The 19,878-nt window shown below is 54.8% G+C and carries 18 protein-coding genes and 1 other RNA gene; 6 read left to right on the plus strand and 13 right to left on the minus strand.

All coding sequences use genetic code 11. The features are described 5' to 3' along the window. Nucleotides 1-8 precede the first annotated feature (8 nt). Nucleotides 9-896 carry a YicC/YloC family endoribonuclease gene (locus ACTID9_RS18510; RefSeq protein WP_441066386.1) on the minus strand — a complete coding sequence of 296 codons (888 nt, stop codon included), beginning with the start codon at nucleotides 894-896 and terminating at the stop codon, nucleotides 9-11. 208 nt (nucleotides 897-1,104) lie between these two features. Here ACTID9_RS18510 and ACTID9_RS18515 point away from each other — a divergent pair, with 208 nt between their 5' ends. Together ACTID9_RS18515 and ACTID9_RS18520 are read left to right on the plus strand one after the other, a co-directional pair. Then, nucleotides 1,105-2,847 carry an Rqc2 family fibronectin-binding protein gene (locus ACTID9_RS18515; protein WP_441066388.1) on the plus strand — a complete coding sequence of 581 codons (1,743 nt, stop codon included), beginning with the start codon at nucleotides 1,105-1,107 and terminating at the stop codon, nucleotides 2,845-2,847. 177 nt (nucleotides 2,848-3,024) lie between these two features. Next, nucleotides 3,025-3,534, plus strand: a complete 510-nt coding sequence (locus ACTID9_RS18520; RefSeq protein WP_441066390.1) for a hypothetical protein — start codon at nucleotides 3,025-3,027, stop codon at nucleotides 3,532-3,534. A 264-nt stretch (nucleotides 3,535-3,798) separates the two neighbouring features. Here the strand turns inward: ACTID9_RS18520 and ssrS are convergent. The 5 genes from ssrS to ACTID9_RS18545 form a co-directional block, all read right to left on the minus strand. Next, nucleotides 3,799-3,987, minus strand: a non-coding RNA gene (gene ssrS, locus ACTID9_RS18525) — 6S RNA. Nucleotides 3,988-4,175: 188 nt separating this feature from the next. Next, nucleotides 4,176-5,738 carry a long-chain-fatty-acid--CoA ligase gene (locus ACTID9_RS18530; protein WP_441066392.1) on the minus strand — a complete coding sequence of 521 codons (1,563 nt, stop codon included), beginning with the start codon at nucleotides 5,736-5,738 and terminating at the stop codon, nucleotides 4,176-4,178. Between the two features lie 72 nt (nucleotides 5,739-5,810). Next, nucleotides 5,811-6,968, minus strand: a complete 1,158-nt coding sequence (locus ACTID9_RS18535) for a CaiB/BaiF CoA transferase family protein (RefSeq protein WP_441066394.1) — start codon at nucleotides 6,966-6,968, stop codon at nucleotides 5,811-5,813. A gap of 531 nt (nucleotides 6,969-7,499) precedes the next feature. Continuing rightward, the gene (locus ACTID9_RS18540; RefSeq protein WP_441066396.1) at nucleotides 7,500-8,390 is read right to left on the minus strand and encodes a DMT family transporter; all 891 of its coding nucleotides are present in this window, start codon (nucleotides 8,388-8,390) and stop codon (nucleotides 7,500-7,502) included. Between the two features lie 11 nt (nucleotides 8,391-8,401). Next, entirely contained in the window at nucleotides 8,402-9,346 is a 945-nt protein-coding gene (locus tag ACTID9_RS18545; RefSeq protein ID WP_441066397.1) for a GntR family transcriptional regulator, read from the minus strand. 134 nt (nucleotides 9,347-9,480) lie between these two features. On the opposite strand from ACTID9_RS18545, the gene ACTID9_RS18550 reads away from it, so the two are divergent. Further along, the gene (locus ACTID9_RS18550; RefSeq protein WP_441066398.1) at nucleotides 9,481-9,651 is read left to right on the plus strand and encodes a YjzC family protein; all 171 of its coding nucleotides are present in this window, start codon (nucleotides 9,481-9,483) and stop codon (nucleotides 9,649-9,651) included. Nucleotides 9,652-9,704: 53 nt separating this feature from the next. Here ACTID9_RS18550 and ACTID9_RS18555 read toward each other — a convergent pair whose 3' ends face one another. Beyond that, nucleotides 9,705-9,941, minus strand: coding sequence for a hypothetical protein (locus tag ACTID9_RS18555; protein ID WP_441066399.1), 237 nt, complete (start codon nucleotides 9,939-9,941; stop codon nucleotides 9,705-9,707). Nucleotides 9,942-10,024: 83 nt separating this feature from the next. Then, nucleotides 10,025-10,750 (minus strand): stalk domain-containing protein, encoded by a 726-nt coding sequence (locus ACTID9_RS18560; RefSeq protein WP_441066400.1) that lies wholly within the window; start codon nucleotides 10,748-10,750, stop codon nucleotides 10,025-10,027. Between the two features lie 170 nt (nucleotides 10,751-10,920). Here ACTID9_RS18560 and ACTID9_RS18565 point away from each other — a divergent pair, with 170 nt between their 5' ends. Then, nucleotides 10,921-11,460: a DUF309 domain-containing protein gene (locus ACTID9_RS18565; RefSeq protein ID WP_441066401.1), complete on the plus strand. Its 540-nt coding sequence runs from the start codon at nucleotides 10,921-10,923 to the stop codon at nucleotides 11,458-11,460. Here the strand turns inward: ACTID9_RS18565 and ACTID9_RS18570 are convergent. Beyond that, nucleotides 11,441-12,127 (minus strand): lysostaphin resistance A-like protein, encoded by a 687-nt coding sequence (locus tag ACTID9_RS18570; protein WP_441066402.1) that lies wholly within the window; start codon nucleotides 12,125-12,127, stop codon nucleotides 11,441-11,443. The two genes, ACTID9_RS18565 and ACTID9_RS18570, sit on opposite strands and share 20 nt — an antisense overlap. Before the next feature lie 116 nt (nucleotides 12,128-12,243). On the opposite strand from ACTID9_RS18570, the gene ACTID9_RS18575 reads away from it, so the two are divergent. Beyond that, nucleotides 12,244-13,464 carry an MFS transporter gene (locus ACTID9_RS18575; RefSeq protein ID WP_441066403.1) on the plus strand — a complete coding sequence of 407 codons (1,221 nt, stop codon included), beginning with the start codon at nucleotides 12,244-12,246 and terminating at the stop codon, nucleotides 13,462-13,464. Nucleotides 13,465-13,576: 112 nt separating this feature from the next. Continuing rightward, nucleotides 13,577-14,053, plus strand: a complete 477-nt coding sequence (locus tag ACTID9_RS18580; RefSeq protein WP_441066404.1) for a CcdC family protein — start codon at nucleotides 13,577-13,579, stop codon at nucleotides 14,051-14,053. Between the two features lie 113 nt (nucleotides 14,054-14,166). Here ACTID9_RS18580 and pyrE read toward each other — a convergent pair whose 3' ends face one another. The 4 genes from pyrE to ACTID9_RS18600 are packed head-to-tail and all read right to left on the minus strand — an operon-like array spanning nucleotide 14,167 to nucleotide 19,866. After that, complete coding sequence (gene pyrE, locus ACTID9_RS18585) at nucleotides 14,167-14,808, minus strand: orotate phosphoribosyltransferase (RefSeq protein ID WP_441066405.1); 642 nt, start codon at nucleotides 14,806-14,808, stop codon at nucleotides 14,167-14,169. A 19-nt stretch (nucleotides 14,809-14,827) separates the two neighbouring features. After that, nucleotides 14,828-15,553: an orotidine-5'-phosphate decarboxylase gene (gene pyrF / locus ACTID9_RS18590; protein ID WP_441066406.1), complete on the minus strand. Its 726-nt coding sequence runs from the start codon at nucleotides 15,551-15,553 to the stop codon at nucleotides 14,828-14,830. A gap of 19 nt (nucleotides 15,554-15,572) precedes the next feature. Continuing rightward, nucleotides 15,573-18,785, minus strand: a complete 3,213-nt coding sequence (carB, locus tag ACTID9_RS18595; RefSeq protein WP_441066407.1) for a carbamoyl-phosphate synthase large subunit — start codon at nucleotides 18,783-18,785, stop codon at nucleotides 15,573-15,575. Beyond that, nucleotides 18,778-19,866 (minus strand): carbamoyl phosphate synthase small subunit, encoded by a 1,089-nt coding sequence (locus ACTID9_RS18600; protein ID WP_441066408.1) that lies wholly within the window; start codon nucleotides 19,864-19,866, stop codon nucleotides 18,778-18,780. The genes carB and ACTID9_RS18600 overlap by 8 nt, the downstream gene beginning before the upstream one ends. Between the last annotated feature and the right edge of the window lie 12 nt (nucleotides 19,867-19,878).

Here is a 19,878-nt window from a genome sequence, read left to right on the forward strand (position 1 = left end):
TTTCATCGTCACTCGATGTTCTGAACCTGTTCTCTCATTTTTTCCAATTCCGCTTTGATTTCAACAGCCAGATGCGAAATTCCTACATGATTGGCTTTTGAACAAATCGTATTGGCCTCGCGGTTCATTTCCTGAAGCAAAAAATCGAGCCTGCGCCCCACTGCTTCCGCGCCATTCAGTTGGTTGCGGAATTCCACACAGTGGCTGGATAGACGCGTCAATTCTTCTGTAATATCCGCACGCTCTGCCAACAGCAGGATCTCCTGCATGATTCGCTGCTCCTCGAACTCTTGCTTTAGCTCGGACTGCCATTCCGCAATGCGCGCCAGCAATCGGCTGCGGTGCTCCTCCACGACTGTCGGGGAGAGGGTATGGATCTCTTCCGCACAACGTTCGATTTTTTGCAAGCGCTGCTTGAAGTCAGCGAGCAGCCGTTCTCCTTCCCGTTCTTTCATCAAGAGAAGGTCGTCCGTCGCCTCGTTTACTGTAGCAGACACCCATTCCGCAATGTCCTCGGGGGCAAGCTGTTCAGGTTCCGCTGTCGTGAGTACGCCTGGCATTGCGAACAAGTCATGAACGGATAAACGCCCTTCCACCGCCAAGCGGATCGTCGCTTCCCTGGATAGCTGCACATACTGATCTGCCAGCTCCCAATCGACGGCGACCGTTTTTTGGGCGGCTGCCTGCCGTTCGAGTGAAATGGTAATATCAACGCGGCCGCGCTGCACTTTCGCACCGACGATCTTTTTGACTTGATCCTCTAACACCGCGTACGATTTCGGCAGGCGAACGACCACCTCGCAAAAACGGTGGTTGACTGCCCGCATCTCTACCGTCACGCGCAAATCTTGGTAAACCGATTCCTTACGGCCAAACCCTGTCATTGATCGGAGCATGCACACACATCCCGCCATCAGTAAAACTTTTTCGTTTTCGCGCTAAGGCGCTCACACTTTTCTTACGATAAATAGACACAAAATCGTTATCCTATTATAGGAGACAATCATTGGCAGTGTCAACAAAAGCTGCGGGGAAACTTGTCGCTTGGGGTTGCTCCCGCGCTGTGGTACACTTAGTCCATTCTATACATAGAGGTGAAGAATCGTGGCTTTTGACGGAGTCGTCACCCGTGCCGTGGCGCACGAGCTGGCCAAACTGAAAGGAGGCCGCATCTCACGCATCCATCAACCGCATGAGAGTGACCTTGTTTTCGCCATCCGCGCGCAAGGCGGCAACCAAAAACTGCTGCTTTCCGCCAATCCGACCTATCCCCGGATTCATTTGACAACGGAAGAATTCGTCAACCCGACCGAAGCGCCGATGTTCTGCATGCTGCTGCGCAAGCATTGCGAAGGCGGCACGATCGAATCGGTCGAGCAGGTTGGCATGGAGCGGATTATCCATATAGATGTGCGTTCTCGCGACGAGCTGGGCGATGTCACGCACAAGCGCATCATCGTCGAGATCATGGGCAAGCACAGCAATATCATTTTGATCGACGTCGACAAGCAGATGATTTTGGACAGCGCGCACCACGTTTCCCACGGCATGAGCCAGCATCGGCAAGTGCTGCCCGGACGTGCGTACATTTCCCCTCCTGCACAGGGAAAAGCCGATCCGCTGCAAGAAACGCAAGCCGACTTCATCGCGCGGATCAACTGGAACGAGGGAAAGCTGGACAAACAGATCGTCGATCGATACAGCGGCGTAAGCCCGCTTCTTGCCAAAGAGATCGTGTTCCGCGCCGGCTTGCCTACTCGTGAATCGCTGTGGACCGCTTTTTCCGAGCTGTTTGCGGAAGTGAAGCAAAACCGGTACACCCCAAACACGGTCATCACGAAAGAAAAAGCATTCTTTTCGGTAACCCCTCTCACCCATTTGGCTGACGGGGAGCGCACGACTTTTGCGGATGTCAGCGACTGCCTGCAGCATTTTTTTCAGGACAAAGCCCAGCGCGACGTGATCAAGCAAAAAGTTCATGACCTGCTGCGAATCGTTACCCTGGAAAAGCAAAAGAACGAAAAAAAGATCGAGAAGCTGAAGCAAACGCTGATCGACGCCCAGGACGCCGAACGCTTTCGGCTGTACGGCGAATTGATCACCGCTCACCTTCATCAGCTAAAACGCGGCGATACGGTGCTGACGGCTGTGAACTGGTACGATGAGGCTGGCGGAACGATCGACATCCCGCTCGATCCGCTCTTGACCCCGTCGGAAAATTTGCAAGCGTATTTCAAAAAATACAACAAGGCCAAAAACAGCTTGCAGATCGTCGAGGAGCAAATCCGGCTTGCCGAGGAAGAGATTCTGTACCTCGATGGCCTCCTTGTACAGCTGGAGCATGCCCGGATGAGCGAAGCGGAAGAGATTCGCGAAGAGCTGGCCGAGCAAGGCTATGTACGCAAACAAAAGCAGCGGAATGCGCGCAAGAAAAAAGATGCGCGTCCCGAGCTGGAGGAATACGTCTCGAGCGACGGCACCCCGATTTTGGTGGGGAAAAACAACAAGCAGAACGAATACTTGACCAACAAGCTGGCAGCCGCCAATGAAACATGGCTGCACACGAAAGACATTCCCGGCTCCCATGTGGTGATCCGTGCGCGGGAGTTTTCCGAGCAGACGCTGCAGGAAGCCGCCATGCTCGCCGCCTATTTCAGCAAGGCGCGCGAGGGAAGCCAGGTCCCTGTCGATTACACCTTGATCCGCAACGTCAAAAAACCGAACGGAGCCAAGCCCGGTTTCGTCATTTATGAGCAGCAGCGCACGCTCTATGTCACCCCGGACAGCAAAACGATCGACCGTCTGAAAAAACAAGGCGGGACAAAGCCCGCTGCTGCAAAGCCGTAACGGGCGCTGGGTCGATGTGGTTCGGCACGGCTCGCGATACCTACCTGTATAAAACAACCGTCCCATAAAGATCACGGTCCACGCATACTCAGTCCTCCAACGTTCATACTAAGATCATGGATCAATCGGAGATACATCTATTGTTACTCATCTTGCGATACAAAGAGGGGTTTTACAATGAACGTAGTAGGAATTGTGCAAACGGACTTAAACGAATTCAATATCTTGTTTGAAACGGGGGGACAAGGTGGCGGACAAGGCCAGGAAGGCGGTCAAGGGCAAAGCCAGCAAAACCAAAGCTCCCATGGCGATAGCAGCAATGAAGACGACAACTTGTTCAGCTTCCTCACCCTGGATAGTTCAGAGGACCAAAACCAGGGCAGCCAGCGCAGCGGTGGTGGCGGAAACGGCCAGGACCAAGGCTCCGGCCAGGGTGGTTTACAAGAAATGACCGTCCGCATCAAAGGGATTCCCGAGGGACAAAAAGCCACCTTCCTGCAAATGTATCAAGTCATCCAGGACGCCAAGCAAACCCAAGATCTGGAGCAAAACTTGACCATTGTCAGCAATGGAAACGAGCAAGGGCAGCAGGGACAGCAAAAAAACCCGCGCAGCACGCAAGGCCAGCCTGGACAAATGACGCAGCGCTATCAAAGCAACCAGCAAGGCTCCGGCAGCACGCATTAACGTTCAGAAGAGGCTTCCCCGGCTTTTATGGCAAAACCGCGTGAACAGAAAAAACGCACGCCGCTTGGGTCGTGCGTTTTTTCTGTTGACCGCAATCAGCCATTCCCGCTCGCCAACATCCGCCAAGCCGCTTGACTGCGCCGCATGCTCCCGTGTCAGTTCCTCGATCTCCCCCATTTTTGGGCAAAAAAAATAGCCCCTCGCCATCGATCCAAGGTGGCGACCAGCTATGTTGGCAACTCTTTTCATTGCATATACAAAAACAAAAGCCCCGCTCTGCCGTCTGGCATCATGTTTCTATAACCTGTTACTAACAGGTGGGTGACCCGTCTACGCTTCTGCCTTCCCATGCGTCCATACCGGAGGTGGGCCTGACATACGCGAAAAGTTCTGTCTCCCTGGAAACACTTAAGGTTAAAAACATAAAAGCCAAAACGCACATCGCAGGAGTCTGTTGCTTTCACTTGTGTTGTTCTTCTTGTCATTATAGTAGCATACGATAGACCTTTGCACAAATATAATTCCTGCCATGCCAGGAAAGCGACACTACGATTCCCTTGATGCACCAGTCCTTTTGTGCGCCATTCGTTTTTTGTAAGATATGCAGCAAAGCGCAATTTGACACGAAACGAGCGTTCCGATCAGTTCACTTTGCGGGATTGGCCGAGCCAATAGTTGTCCCGCAGATTCCGCTTTAAAATTTTGCCCGCCCCGCTTTTCGGCAACTCGCTCACAAAATCAACCGATTTCGGCACCTTGTAATTTGCCAGATAGCTGCGGCAATGCTGGATCAATTCCTCCTCCGTCAGGCTTGCTCCGTGTCGAACGACTACGACCGCTTTGACCGCCTCGCCCCAGCGCTCGTCAGGAACCCCGACAACCGCCGCTTCCAGGACGGCAGGGTGCGTGTAGACGACATTTTCCACCTCGACGGAATACACATTTTCGCCTCCGGTGACGATCATGTCTTTTTTCCGGTCGACGATGTAAAAGAAATTTTCCTCATCCACCGTCGCCATGTCGCCTGTCCGCAGCCATCCTCCGCGCAAAGAGGCTTCCGTCTCCTCCGGACGGTTCCAGTAGCCTTTCATCACATTCGGTCCCCGCGCGACGATTTCCCCGACCTCGCCAGGCTTTACATCCCGGTCCTCCGCATCGAAGCAGCGCACTTCCACGCCAGCGAGCGGCTGGCCGCACGATGCCAGGCGAGCGACCAGATGCGGCTCCCCTTCCGTAACGTGATCCTGCGGCATCATAAACGTAAGCACCGGCGCCGCTTCGCTTTGCCCATACCCTTGGTAAAACTGGATCGGCAGCAGCTCTTTCGCCTTCTTCAGCACTTCAGGCGGGCATGGCGATGCGCCGTACAGAACTTTGCGCCAGCTGGTGATGTCATAGTCCTTCAAGCCGGGCGAATTGATCAACAGGTTGATCATCGTCGGAACCAGCAGGCAGGAGGTGACCCGCGCATCCTGGATCGTTTGCAGCACCTTGTTCGGTTCGAACATCCGCACATGTGCATGCGTTCCACCCACGACCGTGATGGCAAAGGTTGAAGCACCGTCTGCCAGATGGAACATCGGAGCGGCATGCAAGTAAATATCGTCTGCTGAGTAGCCCAGCGCCAAACCGACATTGTAGGCATTCGCCAAAAGATTGCGGTGCGTGAGCATAACCCCTTTGGGCATGCCAGTCGTACCACCCGTATAAAAAATGCCGGCGATCTCCTCTTCCGTCACGCGCCCGGCCAGCTCTACCGGCTGCGCGGAGGACAGCATGTCCTCATAACCGCTCATCCCATCCCCTGCACCCTCGTCCTCGCACAGCACAAACCGCTCGATCGAGGCGATTTCCTGCCGCAGCTTGGGTACGATCGGCAAAAACTCCTTATGCACGAAAAGCAGCTTCGCTCCGCTGTCTTTCAAAATGAAGTCGAATTCAACCGGGGACAGCCGCACATTGAGCGGCACCGCGATCGCCCCGAGCAAGGTGATTCCGTAAAGCAACTCCAGGTAGCGCGATTCGTTTAGCAAGAGCAGGGCGACACGGTCGCCTTTTTTGACGCCTGCCTCTTCCAGCGCGCCCGCGAGCAGCGCAACACGCTGTGCGAACTGTTTATACGTAAAACGTTTTTCCCCATCGATGATCGCGATCTTGTCCGGCCTGTTTTTCGCTTGCGTAATCAGAGACTGAGTGATGATCATACATTCTCCCCCTTGCAATCGCCATAATCGTTCCATCGCCATGCAACAGTTGTTACTTTCCATCCTCACAAACTAGCACCCGCCGATCAGCCCGACTGCCTCATAGGCGCGCAGCTGCCTGTTGGTCATGTGAAGCCGCTCGCGTAACACGTCAAAGGTGTCTGCCCCCAAAGCGGGCGGTGGGCTGAAACGCTCATTCGTCCCGTGCATTGTCGTCCGCACCTGCAGGATGTCCGCCCAATCGCCTTTCTCCTGCGCGGACAAGAGTTCTCGCCCGTGCCAAAACGGATTGTCCAGCAGCGTGTCCATCTCTTCCACCGCCGTCAGGCAGCAATCCACTTCCAGCCCAAGCTCATGCCACTCGCTCTGCGTCCGCGTGAGAAACAGGGCGCGCACTTCCTCCTGCAGCTCTGCGACCGACCGCGCATCCAGATGGGACAGCGCTTCCCAATCCTCCCGGCCGACGGCATGGCAAAAATTAACCCAGAACTTTTCTTCCACCGCTGCGAAAGCGACAAAGCGTGCGTCCGCCGTCTCATACATCCCGTACATCAGCTGTTTTTGCCCGAGCTTTTCGGCTTCCCGCCCGCGCCCTTCCGCAATCAGCATGGCGTGCTGGCCCATCCAGGAAGCCACGACATCAATCGCAGCGATGTCCAAAAACGCCCCGATCCCCTGCCGCTCCTTTTGCACGAGGGCGGCGCAAACTTGCTCTGCAGCATAAATCCCCGTGGCATAATCGGAAACGGGGACGCGCGGCAGCATGGGGCGGTCGCGCTCGGAGCCATTGGCCAGCATGCCGGATTGGGCTTGCACGTTCAGGTCATGGACGCCCGCTTGGCTGAGCGGCCCCCGCTGCCCGTAGCCGGTGATCGCGCCGTAGACGATCGCCGGATTCACGTGCCGGATGGAATGATAATCCAGGCCGAGCAGTTTCATGACACCGGGCCGATAGCTTTCCAGGACGACATCTGCCTGACGCGCAAGGGCAAACGCAAGCTCCTTGCCCTCTTTGGCGCGCAGATTGAGAGCGACGCTCTTCTTGTTGCGGTTCAGCGCAAGAAACCCTGCACCGGTCCCATTGATCAAAGGAGGCTGCGCCCTCTGCGGATCGCCTAGCGGAAGCGTTTCCACCTTGATTACGGTCGCCCCCAGATCGGCGAGCCGCATCGAGCAATACGGGCCTGGCACGTTCATGGTGAAATCGAGGATGGTAATTCCGGAAAGCATCCGATTCGCCTCCTTTCGCAGCGTTATGCGAAAAGCATCCAAGCAATCTTTTTTGCTATGTATTCGGCGAAAAACTTTTCTAATCCTTCCAACTTTCTGACAATATTACCTTCATCTTATATGATCAAAAAAAAGAACCGGAGCGCATCTCCGATTCTTTTTTGCCGTTCTATTTGCCATAGCCATCCATCATGTGATGATGGTGATGCATAAACATCATGGAAGAGGAATCATAGGACTTGCTGCAGCCACATCCGCCATGGTGATGCCCGTGGTGATGGCCGCCATGATGGCATTTGTGGAAATCTGTGCAGTGCGTTTTGTAGTAAGGCACCAATACTTTCTTATAGTGCTTTACCTTGCAGCATTTCTTGCAATGGCAACTCGTCTTGCAATGTGAACGTGAACGTCTGCATCCGCAACCCATTGTAAGATCACCCCTTTTGTCTTGGTACATTTACAATGTATTACACAAGGGGGCGATGCGACTGGTACAAATGACCAAATGCCTTGAAAATCAGCATATGTCCCTTAGTCAAGCGCCCGCCGTGTCTGAAGGCGCTCGGCGAATACGACACCTGTCAGCACGAGACAGCCGCCGATCACCGTCTGCCACGTAAGCGTTTCTTTCAGGAAAAGAACCGAGGCGATGACACTGATGACCGGCATAAAGTTCAAATACACGCTGGCCTTGCTGGCCGACACCGATTCCACCGCCTTGTTCCACAGCCAATAGGCCAGAATCGAGGAGCCAATGGTGAGGTACAGCAGCGACAGGATCGTTTTGGCCGGAAATGTCGGCCAGCCGAGCACCCCGATCTCCACCACGGCAAAAGGAAAGATCATCGCGGCGCCGATCAGCAACAGGAGTGCGGTAAACAATTCGCTGGGCAGCCGCTCCTCCCCCTTCGGCTTTTTCATCTGGACAATATAGACCGCCCAGATGATGCAGCCTGCCAGCACCATCATGTCGCCAAACAGCGAGCTGTCATTCGATTTGTCCGATTGCAGGGCGATCAGCAATACCCCGGTCAAACCGATGAACAGGCCGGTCCACTGCTGCCAGACGATCCGTTCTTTGAGGTAAAAATAAGCAAACACCATCGTAAAGAGCGGCAATGTCGAGTCGATGATGCTGACGTTGACCCCGCTTGTGAATGCGATGCCGGTATAACCGAATAAAAAGTAGCCTGCCACTCCGGTAAAGGACAGCGAGCAAAGGCGCAGCCACGGGATGGTCATGTCACCTTGCTCTTTCTTGGCCTTTTTCCAGGCGTACGGCACAAACAGAATGCTGGAGAGCGCCAGACGCATAAACGTCAGCGTCAGCGGCTCGACCGTCTCCAACGCCCATTTGGTCGGCGGGATGGTCGCTCCCCAGAGTATGACTGCCAAAAGCAGCATCGCATTTGTTCGACTCACGCTATCCCTTCCTAATGGGTCACGATTTTGCGAAGCTCATTGATTCCGTGGTGATCAGGCACTTCCCGAAACTCCTTCACTTTCGGCAGCGTCAATAGCTGCGGCCGCGTCATGTAGCCTGGCTTTGAGATGTAGACGACATCGCAGGAAGCGATCCGCTCGAACACATCCGAATGATTCACTTCAATCGCATTCAAATCAAGATGCGTGATGCCCGCATTGACCAAATCGTTCATCATGCCCTCGACGCCGCGGGTCGTCGCACAAATCAGCCCCACTTTCGTCGAGCGCGGATAGGCGTCCAGCTGCGGAATGACCACGGTCGGATCGGGGATGAAGTCGAGGCTTACAACCGGAGGCGCCTCTCGCGGCAATGCCTGCTTGACGCGCAAATTCACCGACGGATGCGTCACGATCGCCTTGTATTGCTGCAAAAAGCGCGTGTCCTTTTCCAGGCGTTCCCAAAAATCCTGCAACGTCCAGCCCTCGACCATGGCGCTCGGCAAATGGTACTGGACCAACCGGCAGTATTCCGCCAACTCCAGCTCCGTGAAGCGGAGAAACAGGACAGGCAAATGCTTCAGCTCGTCGATCACGATGGACATCACCCGGGAAAATTCATCCATCGTGTAGCCCATCGCCTTCACCTTATGCACGGTCTCTTTTGCCAGCAGCGCCAACTGGGCCGGGTTGCGCATCATTGATGGATCATTCACAATATTGCTAACAATCGTGCCCCGTCCCTGCCTGGAATCGACCAGTCCTTCCTGCTGAAGGCGCAGGTACACGCTGCGGACCGTGTTGTAGTTGACATGAAGCTGCGCAGCCAGCTCACGCACGGTGGGAAGGTGCGCCAATGGCTCAAGATCGCCGCTGCGAATCAATGAGGCAATCTGTTGGTATAATTGCTCGTGGTACGAAAGATTTGAATCTTTTTGCAATTGTATGCGCAGCATTTTTTTCCTCCGCATGATTTCATTGATATATCAATTAGTATATCAATGGATAACACCCTTTGTATAGGTGGGATGAACACTTCCGGATCGGAAATACTAACCTCGTAGCCAGCGTAGAAAGCGAGGTGGAGAGCATGGGCGAACAAAGCCGTTTCAAAGAAGGAGACAAGTCCCCCAAAAATGGCGTCTACATGGAGATCGGAGAATCCGGCTCCGGTGTGCAGGACCCGATGATCATTGAATTGGAAAAAGGCCAGAAATTCCCGGCGACACGCAACAAAAACCGTGTCTGGACGCAAAAATAAGCAGCAAAAAACGTCAGGGGTTGCTTGATCCCTGACGTTTGCCATAAAGCCGATCAGTCTTCGTCCTCTTCCTCATCATCAAAATCTTCTGGGCTCAAATACGTGATTTTCACGCCTTTGCTCATCAGATAAGCCAGCACGGCATGGTTGAGCGCTTCATCCGCAATCAGCCCGAGATGCTCGACCAATTCCAATTCTTCCAGTTCGCCGGTCTCCGCATCCTCCACCAGTTCAATCACTTCTGTCATCCGTTTTGCTTGTAATGCGTTCATGATTTCGTCTCTTGTCATACAATCCTCAACTCTCTGTTAGGTTCTCTCTCTTATTTCACTACAGACTGCACTCAATTGCAAGGTTTGCCGCACCTCAACCATTACGGGAGCAGCTTGCCGGAAAGGTAATACAGCCAGCCGCTGCTTTTCGCCTTGATGAAAAGCGCCCCTTTGTAGATCCCGATCCGATAGTCGTCTCCCCCTTCGCCTTGCAGCAGCAAGAGCGGTTCCTCCATGCTGTCGGTCCGCGTCCACGCGCCTGTGATCGTTGTGTTGTCACGCGCGCTGATCCATTCATAGGTGCCGTCGGCATGAATGTCCAACGAGCCCTGCAGCGTATCCGCGCCTTGGTAAACGGTGCTTTGGCCGGAGTTCGGATGCGTTTCCCAGGCGATGCCAGGCAGGAACAGCTGCCACTTGTGAAAAAGTCCATCCGTTGTCGCCGCATCCGCCTTTTGCTGCGCATCCTGGCCTTGGGGGGTTACACCGATTTTCAAGCCATCCGTTAAATAGCTGGCCGGAATCATCAGTGCGCCATTTTCATATTTTGCAAAGACGCCTGACCGCACTTGCTTCCCGTTTATATAGAGAACCGGTTGGTTTACCTGGAAATAAACCGAGTTGTTTCCGCTCATCATGAGGAACATTTGTGAGTTATAATGATAAAAGAGGTCCACGCCATACTGCTGCATGACCGTTTGGGCAGGGACATACACCTCTGTGCCAGCGGCAGCTGCTGCTCCATTCGGCTTGCCTGAAGCGTCGGCGTAAGCGACCGATGAGAGCGAGCATGCCAGCAAGCCTGTGAGCAACCATTTCTTCATCATGACGAATCCCTCCATTCCCCGCTTTGCTAAAGTCTATGCGGGACTGGCGTTCGTCTTGATCAAAACCTGTGCCTGCCACAACAATTGTTCCGGGTTCCGGCTTGCCAAGCGCCGCCAGCGCAAGTATGCCAGGAAGATTCCGATCAGGCGCCAGAAAAGGAGATCATGCGATGTATCCCACCGCTTATGTCGACTATTTGATTCATTTTCACACCGACCGAGATTATTTTGAATGCCATGAGATTTTGGAAGAGTATTGGAAGAGCTTGCCGGACCGCGGCAAACATAGCACATGGGTAGGATTGATTCAGATCGCCGTCTCGCTGTATCACCAGCGGCGCAACAATTTCAGCGGCGCACGGAAAATGCTCGCTTCCGCTTGCGAGATTTTGCAGGCGAATCCAGACGCGCTGCAGCGATTGGGGCTTGCGCCTGATGAGCTGTTCAAGCGATTGGAAGAGCGGATCGCTGCACTGGACAGCCAGCAGGCCTATTCCAGCATCGACCTGCCGATTGCCGATCCGGCGCTTTTGGCGCACTGTCAAAAGCTATGCGCAGAGCGCGGCATGGTGTTTGGCAGTCCAAGCGATCTGGGCAACGCGTACATTTGCAACAAACATACCGTTCGCGATCGCCGGGATGTCATAGAGAAACGGAATGAAGAATTGGCGAGAAAAACGGCCGAGCGGCTCAAAAAATCCACCAGCTGAGCGCCAGCATAATGCCGAAATCGGCCAGCAGATGGCTGATCCAGACGGCGTAGATCGGGGGATGGCGCCGCTTCATATACGCCCACATCATCCCTACGCAAAAGACCGCCCCGGTGATTACTGCCCCCCATTTCCAGCCAAACAGCACCGTGCCGATGACCACATGATAGAGCGCATAAAAAAAACTGCTCACCAGCATGGCGGTCATCGGCGCTACCACCCGTTCCAGACGCTCCAACAAAAAACCGCGCCACATCAATTCCTCCAGCAAGGAATTCACGAACACGATATAGGCAAAAAAAAGGCCCAGCCAATCAGCGGACAGCCCCCAGCGCGTCAAGATGGGGCGAATGTGCTCCTTGTCCGGCACCACTTGCAGGAGCAGATAAAGCCCCGACAAGGCAGCGAGACACAGTGCCGTCCCTGTCGCAATCCCGATAAAAACCCCTTCCGTCCTGGTAAACCAGATCGCAAATGCCTCGCTCCACCGCGCGCGCAATCTGCCTTCCCCAATCCCGTGCACGATCGGAATCATGCAGCAGACCAAGAAATGAAAGAGAATAAACGTGGCCAGCAGACTTTGCAGCCAGACAAGCCCGATCCAAACGGCGCTTGTGCCGAGTATCCCGTAAAGTATGGCAAGACGAAGCAAGTGCGTACGGTGCAACTCTCAGCCCACCTCACACAGAGCGTAGTGACATGATCGGTTTATTGTTTGCAGCTGGTGCTTATGTTATACTGTGCCAATAAAAAATTTTTGATTATTTGGGAGAATCGACCAAGATGAACTTGTTACGCAATCGCACCTTTCTCTTGCTGATGATCGGCGAAAGCATTGCAGGAGCAGGACTATGGATTTTCATTATTGGCAATCTTCAGTTCATGCAGCATATCGTCCCTTCCGACACGGTGAAGGGGCTCATCTTGATGGCGGGGCTGATGGCAGGCGTGCTGCTCTCGCCGAAGGCCGGTACCTTGATCGACCGCAGCGACAAGAAAAAAATCTTGTTCGCCTCCAGTGTTGTCCGCTGCGCCAGCCCGCTCTTGATGATCCCCGCGATCGAGCACCAGTCGATCTTCATCATGATCTGCGCGCTCGTGATTCAGCAAGCATCCAATGCGTTTTACTTGCCAGCTGTCCAATCATCGCTGCCAGCCATTCTCGGCCCGGCTGAGCTATTGCGCGGCAACAGTGTATACCTGAACGTGACGACGCTCTCGCGCATTGGCGGAACGGCGCTCGGCGGCGTGCTGGTCGCTTCGCTCGCCCTCGACCAGCTGTATTGGTTCACGTTCGCCTCCAATGTCTTTCTTGCGGTCGCCACGCTGTGGATGACGATTCCTAGGCAAACGGAAGCAAAAGCACGCTCGTACCAAGCGATGCGCTTTTCCGAGGTGTTTTCCTTAATCAAGCGCGAGCCTGCTGTCATAATCGGGCTTGGCAACACGTACATTATTACCTTGCTGCTCGGCGGCTTCAATCTGCTCGTGCTCAAATACAGCGAGATTCAGCATGCGCCCGAGCTGATGGGATGGATTTACACCGTGGAAGGAACCAGCATCCTGATCGCCGGACTCGTCAGCAAGCAGCTGATCGGCAACCGCAACCTGGTCACCTTTTCCTCGATGCTGTTGTTTGTGTTTGCGCTTTCCCAGTTTTTGCTCTCTTTCGCTGCAAGCCGCTGGTTCGTGCTTGCCGGATTCGCCTTGTTCGGGCTCACGGTGGCATTCTTTTTCCCTTCTGTGACGACGATTTTCCAGAAGCGTCTGCCTGGCGATACACACGGTCGGTTTTTCGCCGTAAAAGGGATGATCGAACGCGTGCTGATTCAGGTTTCCGTCGTTTTTACAGGCGCTTGCCTCGATTTGATCGGACTGAACGGCTTCATGTGGGTGATGTGCGGCGCCACCTTCTTCATGGGGGTTTTCTCGCTCGTCTATGGCAAGCGGCATCCGGTGGACGTCCGTCAGCATCAGTTATCCGAGCATGAGCGATCCGCCTAAATCCTCCATGCTTCACAAATGAATCCTGTTGCGCTTTTTTTGAAAAAGAGTACACTAGAAACGTGAGCTTTTCTACCGAAATTCGCAATCAGGATTGAAAGGAGCAGATCGGATGCATCCTACGTTACAAACCATATCGATGATCGTGGCGCTTTTGATGGCGACCTCGATGATTTTCATTCGCATGCGCGCGGCGAGAAAGCCGATTTCCTTTCGAAAAATCATAGCTCCACCGTTTTTCATGTCGACCGGATTTTTGATGTTTGTGCTGCCGGATACGACCACGTCGCTCAGCTATGATCTGATCGCCTTTTGCGTCGGCGTACTCTTCTCCATCCCGCTGATTCTCACATCCCGCTTTGAAATGGTCGGCAACGATGTGTACTTGAAGCGATCCAAGGCGTTTTTCTTCATTTTGGTCGGTCTCTTGATCGTTCGTATCACCTTGCGCGAGGAAATCGAGCCGATCTTTTCCGCCATGCAGACTGCAGGTTTGTTCTTTATTCTCGCATTCGGCATGATCGTGCCATGGCGCGTAGCGATGGCCGTGATGTACCGAAATTTGATAAAAAAACAGGCGAGCTTTTGAGCCTGCTTACGTGAAGCACCGCCCGGAACCATTCCGGCGGTGTTTTTTTGTGTCATCAAAAAAGAGCCACCCTGGGGGTGACTCTTGATCGTTCGTTGTGTTGTCTAGCCGAATTAGGCAAAAAACGTCCGTGGCGATTTGCGCCATTCTGCCAGCACATTCTCCTGCTCGGGCGTGATGATGCCTTGCTCTTTTGCGACAGCGAGCAGCTCGGTGTAGTTGGACAGCGTTGTAAACGGCACGCCTGCTTCGTTGAAAAGCGCTTCGGCATCCGGGAACTGATAGGAGAAGATCGCAACCACGCCGAGCACGTCCGCCCCTTCCGCCTGCACTGCTTGCGCCGCTTTCAGCGAGCTGCCGCCGGTCGAAATCAAATCCTCGATGACAACCACTTTTTGTCCTTTGGCAAGACTGCCTTCGATCTGGTTTTGACGGCCGTGGCCTTTCGCCTTGTCGCGCACGTAAATCATCGGCAGCCCCATCTTGTCCGCGATCCACGCCGCATGCGGAATACCTGCCGTTGCCGTTCCCGCGATCACTTCCGCATCGGGAAAACGCTCGCGGATCGTTTGCACGAAAGCATCGGCGATTTTGGTGCGAATCGCGGGATGAGACATCGTGATGCGGTTATCGCAATAGATCGGCGATTTGATCCCGGACGTCCAGGTGAACGGCTCCTCCGGGCGCAGATGCACCGCTCCGATGGTTAGCAGGTGGGACGCCACCTCTTTCGCAATCGACGCAATTTGACTCATGATTGTATCCTCCCTTTTTCTATCTCGATGCTTTCAGCGAATCGATCATGTCGTTCCAGGCTGCATGCGGATCGGCTGCGCCGGTAATCGCCCGGCCGATCACGATGTAGTCGCTCTTTAAAGTCAGGAGCGCTTCTTCCGGCGTTGTCACCCGGGTCTGGTCGCCTTTCGCCGCGCCAGCCGGACGGATGCCCGGTGTCACGGTGACGAAGCTTGTGCCGCACGTCTTTTTGATCAGCGGGACTTCCAGCGGGGAAGCCACAACCCCATCGAGACCTGCCTCTTTCGTAAACGCTGCGTAGCCTGCGACGGTGTCTTCCAGCTTGCCTGGAATGAGGAGCTGGCTGTTCATTACATCCTCGCTGGTGGAGGTCAGCATGGTGACACCGATCAGGAGCGGGCGCGGGGAGCCTGCCGGCGTCCCCTGTTCCACTCCTTCGCGGGCGGCTGCCATCATTTTCACGCCGCCTGCCGCATGCACGTTCATCATATCGGCACCGAGGCGCGCCAGACTGCGCATCGCGCCTTGGGCCGTATTGGGGATGTCGTGGATTTTCAGGTCGACGAACACCTTGAAGCCGCGTTCTTTCAATGTGGAGACGATCGCAGGGCCTGCTGCGTAAAACAGCTCCATGCCGACCTTGACATACTTCACATCGCCCGTAAGCCGGTCCAGGCAGGCATACGCTTCTTCAGGCGAGCCGAAATCGAGCGCCAGAATGATCCGTTCGCGAAAATCTGTCATGCTTTTCGTGTCCTCCCTCTTATACCGTTACGGCTGTTTTGCCGAGGTTCATTTGCGGCATCGCTTCTGTCTGGAACGTGATCGTTTCCAGGACGTGCAGGAGCGCTTTCGCGGTATCGAGGGATGTCAGGCACGGAATGCCGTTCTCTACTGCTTCGCGGCGGATGCGGAAGCCGTCGCGCTGCGGCGTTTTGCCTTTTGTCAGCGTGTTGATGACGATGTTGGCCTGGCCGGTGCGGATCATGTCGAGGATGTTCGGCACGCCTTCCGCCAGTTTTTGTACGCGTGTTACGCTAAGCCCTGTTTGTTCGAGATAATCCGCAGTTCCCGTCGTCGCGATGATGCGGAAGCCGATGCGCTGGAAGCCTTTGATGATCTCAAGCGATTCTTCCTTGTCTTTGTCCGCCACCGTTACCAGCAGCGAGCCTTTTGTCGGGATGTTCATGCCTGCGGCGATCAGCCCTTTGTACAGCGCTTTGGCCAGCGTCGTTTCGCGGCCCATGACCTCGCCTGTCGACTTCATTTCCGGTCCGAGCGTAATGTCGACGCGGCGCAGCTTGGCGAACGAGAAGACCGGTACTTTGACGGAGACGATTTTTTCTTCCGGATGATAGCCGGTCGCAAAGCCTTGCTCTGGGATCGATTGACCCATGATCGCTTTCGTCGCGATGTTTGCCATCGGGATGCCTGTCACTTTGGACAGGAACGGCACCGTACGAGACGAACGCGGGTTCACCTCGATCACGTATGGGCGATTTTTATAGATGACGAACTGGATGTTGAGCAAGCCTTTGATATGCAGGGCGCGCGCCAGCTTCGTTGTCATTTCGATCAGCTCTTGCTTGATCTCTTCAGAGAGCGATTGCGGCGGATAGACGGCGATGGAGTCACCAGAGTGCACGCCTGCGCGTTCGATATGTTCCATGATGCCAGGGATCAACACGTTCTCGCCGTCGCAAATCGCATCCACTTCCGCTTCTGTTCCTTGCATGTAGCGGTCGATCAGGACAGGCTGTTCTGGATTGATTTTTACCGCTTGCTCCATGTAGGAAGACAGTTCTTGCTGGTTGTAGACGATTTCCATCGCACGTCCGCCAAGTACGTAGGACGGGCGCACCAGAACCGGGAAGCCGAGTTCTTCCGCCACGTTCACCGCTTCTGCGACGGAGAAGACCGTTTTGCCAAGCGGCTGTGCCATGTTCAGCTCGCGCAAGAGCGCTTCGAATTTTTCGCGGTTTTCCGCTGCATCGATGTTTTCCAGGCTAGTACCCAAAATTTTCACGCCGCGCGCTTCCAGCTTGTCAGCCAGATTGATCGCGGTTTGTCCGCCGAACTGGACGATGACGCCTTCCGGTTTTTCCTTGTCGATGATGTTCATGACGTCCTCGATGTAGAGCGGCTCGAAATACAGGCGGTCGGATGTATTGAAGTCGGTCGATACGGTTTCAGGGTTGTTGTTGACGATGACGGCCTCGTAGCCCGCCTCTTTGATCGCCCATACCGCATGGACGGTCGCATAGTCGAACTCGATCCCCTGACCGATCCGGATCGGACCGGAGCCCAGCACGATCACGCGCTTCTTGCCGGTTTCCACACGCTCATCCTCTTGCTCATAGGTCGAGTAGTAGTAGGGTGTCGCCGCTTCGAACTCGGCTGCGCAGGTGTCGACCATTTTGTAAACCGGGATAAAGCCATGCTGCTCACGCAGGCTGCGCACGTCCGCTTCCGCCTTGCCGGAAAGCTCGGCGATTTTGCGGTCGGTGAAGCCCATCCGCTTCGCATCGTACAGCGTTTCCACGTCGATTCCGCGCTCCGCGATCGTTTTTTCCATCTCGACGATGTTGGCGAATTTATGCAGGAAGAACAGGTCGATCTTGGTCAAGCTGTGGATCGCATCGATCGAGTAACCGCGGCGCAGCGCCTCGCAGACCAGGAACAAGCGCTCATCGTCAGGTGTGACCAGACGTTTTCTCAGCTCTTCTTCGGAAAGCGATGCAGCCTCTTTCATTTCCAGATGGTATGCGCCCACTTCCAGGGAGCGGACGGCTTTCATGATCGACTCTTCCAAGGTGCGGCCGATTGCCATGACCTCGCCTGTCGCTTTCATTTGCGTGCCGAGCTTGCGGTTCGCGGATTGGAACTTGTCAAACGGCCAGCGCGGGATTTTGCTGACGATATAGTCCAGCGTTGGTTCAAAGCATGCGTATGTTTGGCCTGTCACCGGGTTTTTCAGCTCGTCGAGCGTGTAGCCGATGGCGATTTTCGCTGCCATTTTGGCGATCGGGTAGCCGGTCGCTTTGGATGCGAGCGCCGAGGAACGGCTCACGCGCGGGTTTACCTCGATGACATAGTATTGGAAGCTGTATGGATCAAGCGCATATTGCACGTTGCAGCCGCCCTCGATGCCGAGTGCGCGGATGATGTTCAGTGCAGAAGAGCGCAGCATTTGGTATTCACGGTCAGACAGCGTTTGGCTCGGCGCTACAACGATACTGTCTCCGGTATGAACGCCGACAGGGTCGATGTTTTCCATGTTGCAGACGACGATGCAGTTGTCGTTGGCATCGCGCATGACCTCGTACTCGACTTCCTTCATGCCGGCGATGCTTTTTTCGATCAGGCATTGGGTGATCGGCGAGTATTTCAGGCCGCTCGCCACGATGTCGCGCAGCGATTCTTCATCATCGCAAATACCGCCGCCAGTTCCGCCCAACGTGTAGGCCGGGCGCACGATGATCGGATAGCCGATCTCATTGGCGAAAGCAACCGCTTCTTCAATCGTGCTGACAATCACGGAGTCTGGCACCGGCTCGTTCAGTTCTTTCATCAAGGCGCGGAACAGTTCACGGTCTTCCGCCTGCTTGATGGAGCCGAGGTTGGTTCCGAGCAGCTTCACGTTTTCGCGCTCCAGCACGCCCGCTTCGGCAAGTGCGACCGCCATGTTCAGACCGGTCTGTCCGCCCAAGGTCGGCAGCAGGCCGTCCGGCTTTTCCTGACGGATGACGCGCTCGACGAATTCAAGCGTGATCGGTTCGATATACACTTTGTCCGCCATGTTGGTGTCGGTCATGATGGTAGCCGGGTTGGAGTTGATCAAAACAACCTCCATGCCCTCTTCCTTCAGTGCCTGGCACGCTTGTGTCCCGGCATAGTCAAACTCTGCCGCTTGGCCGATTACGATTGGGCCGGAGCCAATCACGAGAATTTTTTTCAGGTCTGTATTTTTAGGCATGTGTTTTGGCCTCCTTCGCTTTCGCAATCATGTCGAGGAATTGATCGAACAAGTAACCGGAATCGTAAGGACCCGGCGCCGCTTCTGGATGGTACTGCACCGAGAACGCGCGGTTCGCGACGTCGCGCACGCCTTCGATCGTATCGTCGTTCAAGGAAATGTGCGTGACTTCAAGCCCTGTTCCTTCAATCGACTCTGCCGTTACGGCATAGCCGTGGTTTTGTGAAGTGATGTAGGTGCGGCCTGTGGTCAGTTCTTTCACCGGTTGGTTTCCTCCGCGGTGGCCGAATTTCATTTTTTGCGTGTCTGCGCCTTTCGCGAGCGACAGCAGCTGATGTCCGAGGCAGATGCCGAACAGCGGATACTCGCCCAGGATGTCGCGGATCATTTGGATCGCTTCCGGCACATCTTTCGGGTCGCCAGGGCCATTCGAGAGCATGATGCCGTCCGGTTCGATGCGGCGGATTTCTTCCGCTGTCGTGTTGTAAGGGACAACCACCACATCGCAGCCGCGCTTGGTCAGCTCGCGCAGAATGCCGTGCTTGGAACCGAAATCGACCAGCACGATGCGATGCCCGTTGCCAGGGCTGGAGAACACGCTCTTGGTGGAGACGCGCGAAACTTGATCCGTCATCAGCTTGCTTGCCTGCAAGGTCGCGATCAACTCTTCCGCCGGCGCCTCGCTCGTGGTAATGATTCCGCGCAATGTCCCGAAATGGCGGATTTTCCGCGTCAGCATGCGTGTGTCGACACCTGCGATGCCAGGGATATCGTACAGTTTCAACAGTTCATCGAGCGTCTTGGAGTTGCGCCAGTTGCTCGGCACATCGCAGTGCTCGCGTACGACGAACCCGTGGATGAACGGGCGCACCGACTCGAAATCGTCGCGGTTGATTCCGTAGTTGCCCACCAGCGGATAGGTCATGACGACGATTTGTCCGCAGTAGGACGGGTCGGAGATCACCTCCTGATAGCCTGTCAAACCTGTATTAAATACAACCTCGCCAATCGATTCCGATGTAGCTCCGATTGCTTTCCCTACACATACCGTTCCATCTTCCAAAATGAGCCTTGCGCGCATGTTGCCGCCTCC

Origin of the sequence: Brevibacillus fluminis (assembly GCF_052072235.1) — a bacterium.
In the GTDB taxonomy this organism is placed as follows: domain Bacteria; phylum Bacillota; class Bacilli; order Brevibacillales; family Brevibacillaceae; genus Brevibacillus_D; species Brevibacillus_D fluminis_A.

Coding starts and splice junctions, on each gene's coding strand:
- ACTID9_RS18530 (WP_441066392.1), bottom strand. CDS start 5,738: ATGATCATCACTCAGTCTCTGATTACGCAAGCGAAAAACAGGCCGGAC.
- pyrF (WP_441066406.1), bottom strand. CDS start 15,553: ATGACAGATTTTCGCGAACGGATCATTCTGGCGCTCGATTTCGGCTCG.
- ACTID9_RS18545 (WP_441066397.1), bottom strand. CDS start 9,346: ATGCTGCGCATACAATTGCAAAAAGATTCAAATCTTTCGTACCACGAG.
- ACTID9_RS18520 (WP_441066390.1), top strand. CDS start 3,025: ATGAACGTAGTAGGAATTGTGCAAACGGACTTAAACGAATTCAATATC.
- pyrE (WP_441066405.1), bottom strand. CDS start 14,808: ATGAGTCAAATTGCGTCGATTGCGAAAGAGGTGGCGTCCCACCTGCTA.
- ACTID9_RS18600 (WP_441066408.1), bottom strand. CDS start 19,866: ATGCGCGCAAGGCTCATTTTGGAAGATGGAACGGTATGTGTAGGGAAA.
- ACTID9_RS18535 (WP_441066394.1), bottom strand. CDS start 6,968: ATGCTTTCCGGAATTACCATCCTCGATTTCACCATGAACGTGCCAGGC.
- carB (WP_441066407.1), bottom strand. CDS start 18,785: ATGCCTAAAAATACAGACCTGAAAAAAATTCTCGTGATTGGCTCCGGC.
- ACTID9_RS18550 (WP_441066398.1), top strand. CDS start 9,481: ATGGGCGAACAAAGCCGTTTCAAAGAAGGAGACAAGTCCCCCAAAAAT.
- ACTID9_RS18560 (WP_441066400.1), bottom strand. CDS start 10,750: ATGATGAAGAAATGGTTGCTCACAGGCTTGCTGGCATGCTCGCTCTCA.
- ACTID9_RS18555 (WP_441066399.1), bottom strand. CDS start 9,941: ATGACAAGAGACGAAATCATGAACGCATTACAAGCAAAACGGATGACA.
- ACTID9_RS18580 (WP_441066404.1), top strand. CDS start 13,577: ATGCATCCTACGTTACAAACCATATCGATGATCGTGGCGCTTTTGATG.
- ACTID9_RS18510 (WP_441066386.1), bottom strand. CDS start 896: ATGCTCCGATCAATGACAGGGTTTGGCCGTAAGGAATCGGTTTACCAA.
- ACTID9_RS18565 (WP_441066401.1), top strand. CDS start 10,921: ATGTATCCCACCGCTTATGTCGACTATTTGATTCATTTTCACACCGAC.
- ACTID9_RS18575 (WP_441066403.1), top strand. CDS start 12,244: ATGAACTTGTTACGCAATCGCACCTTTCTCTTGCTGATGATCGGCGAA.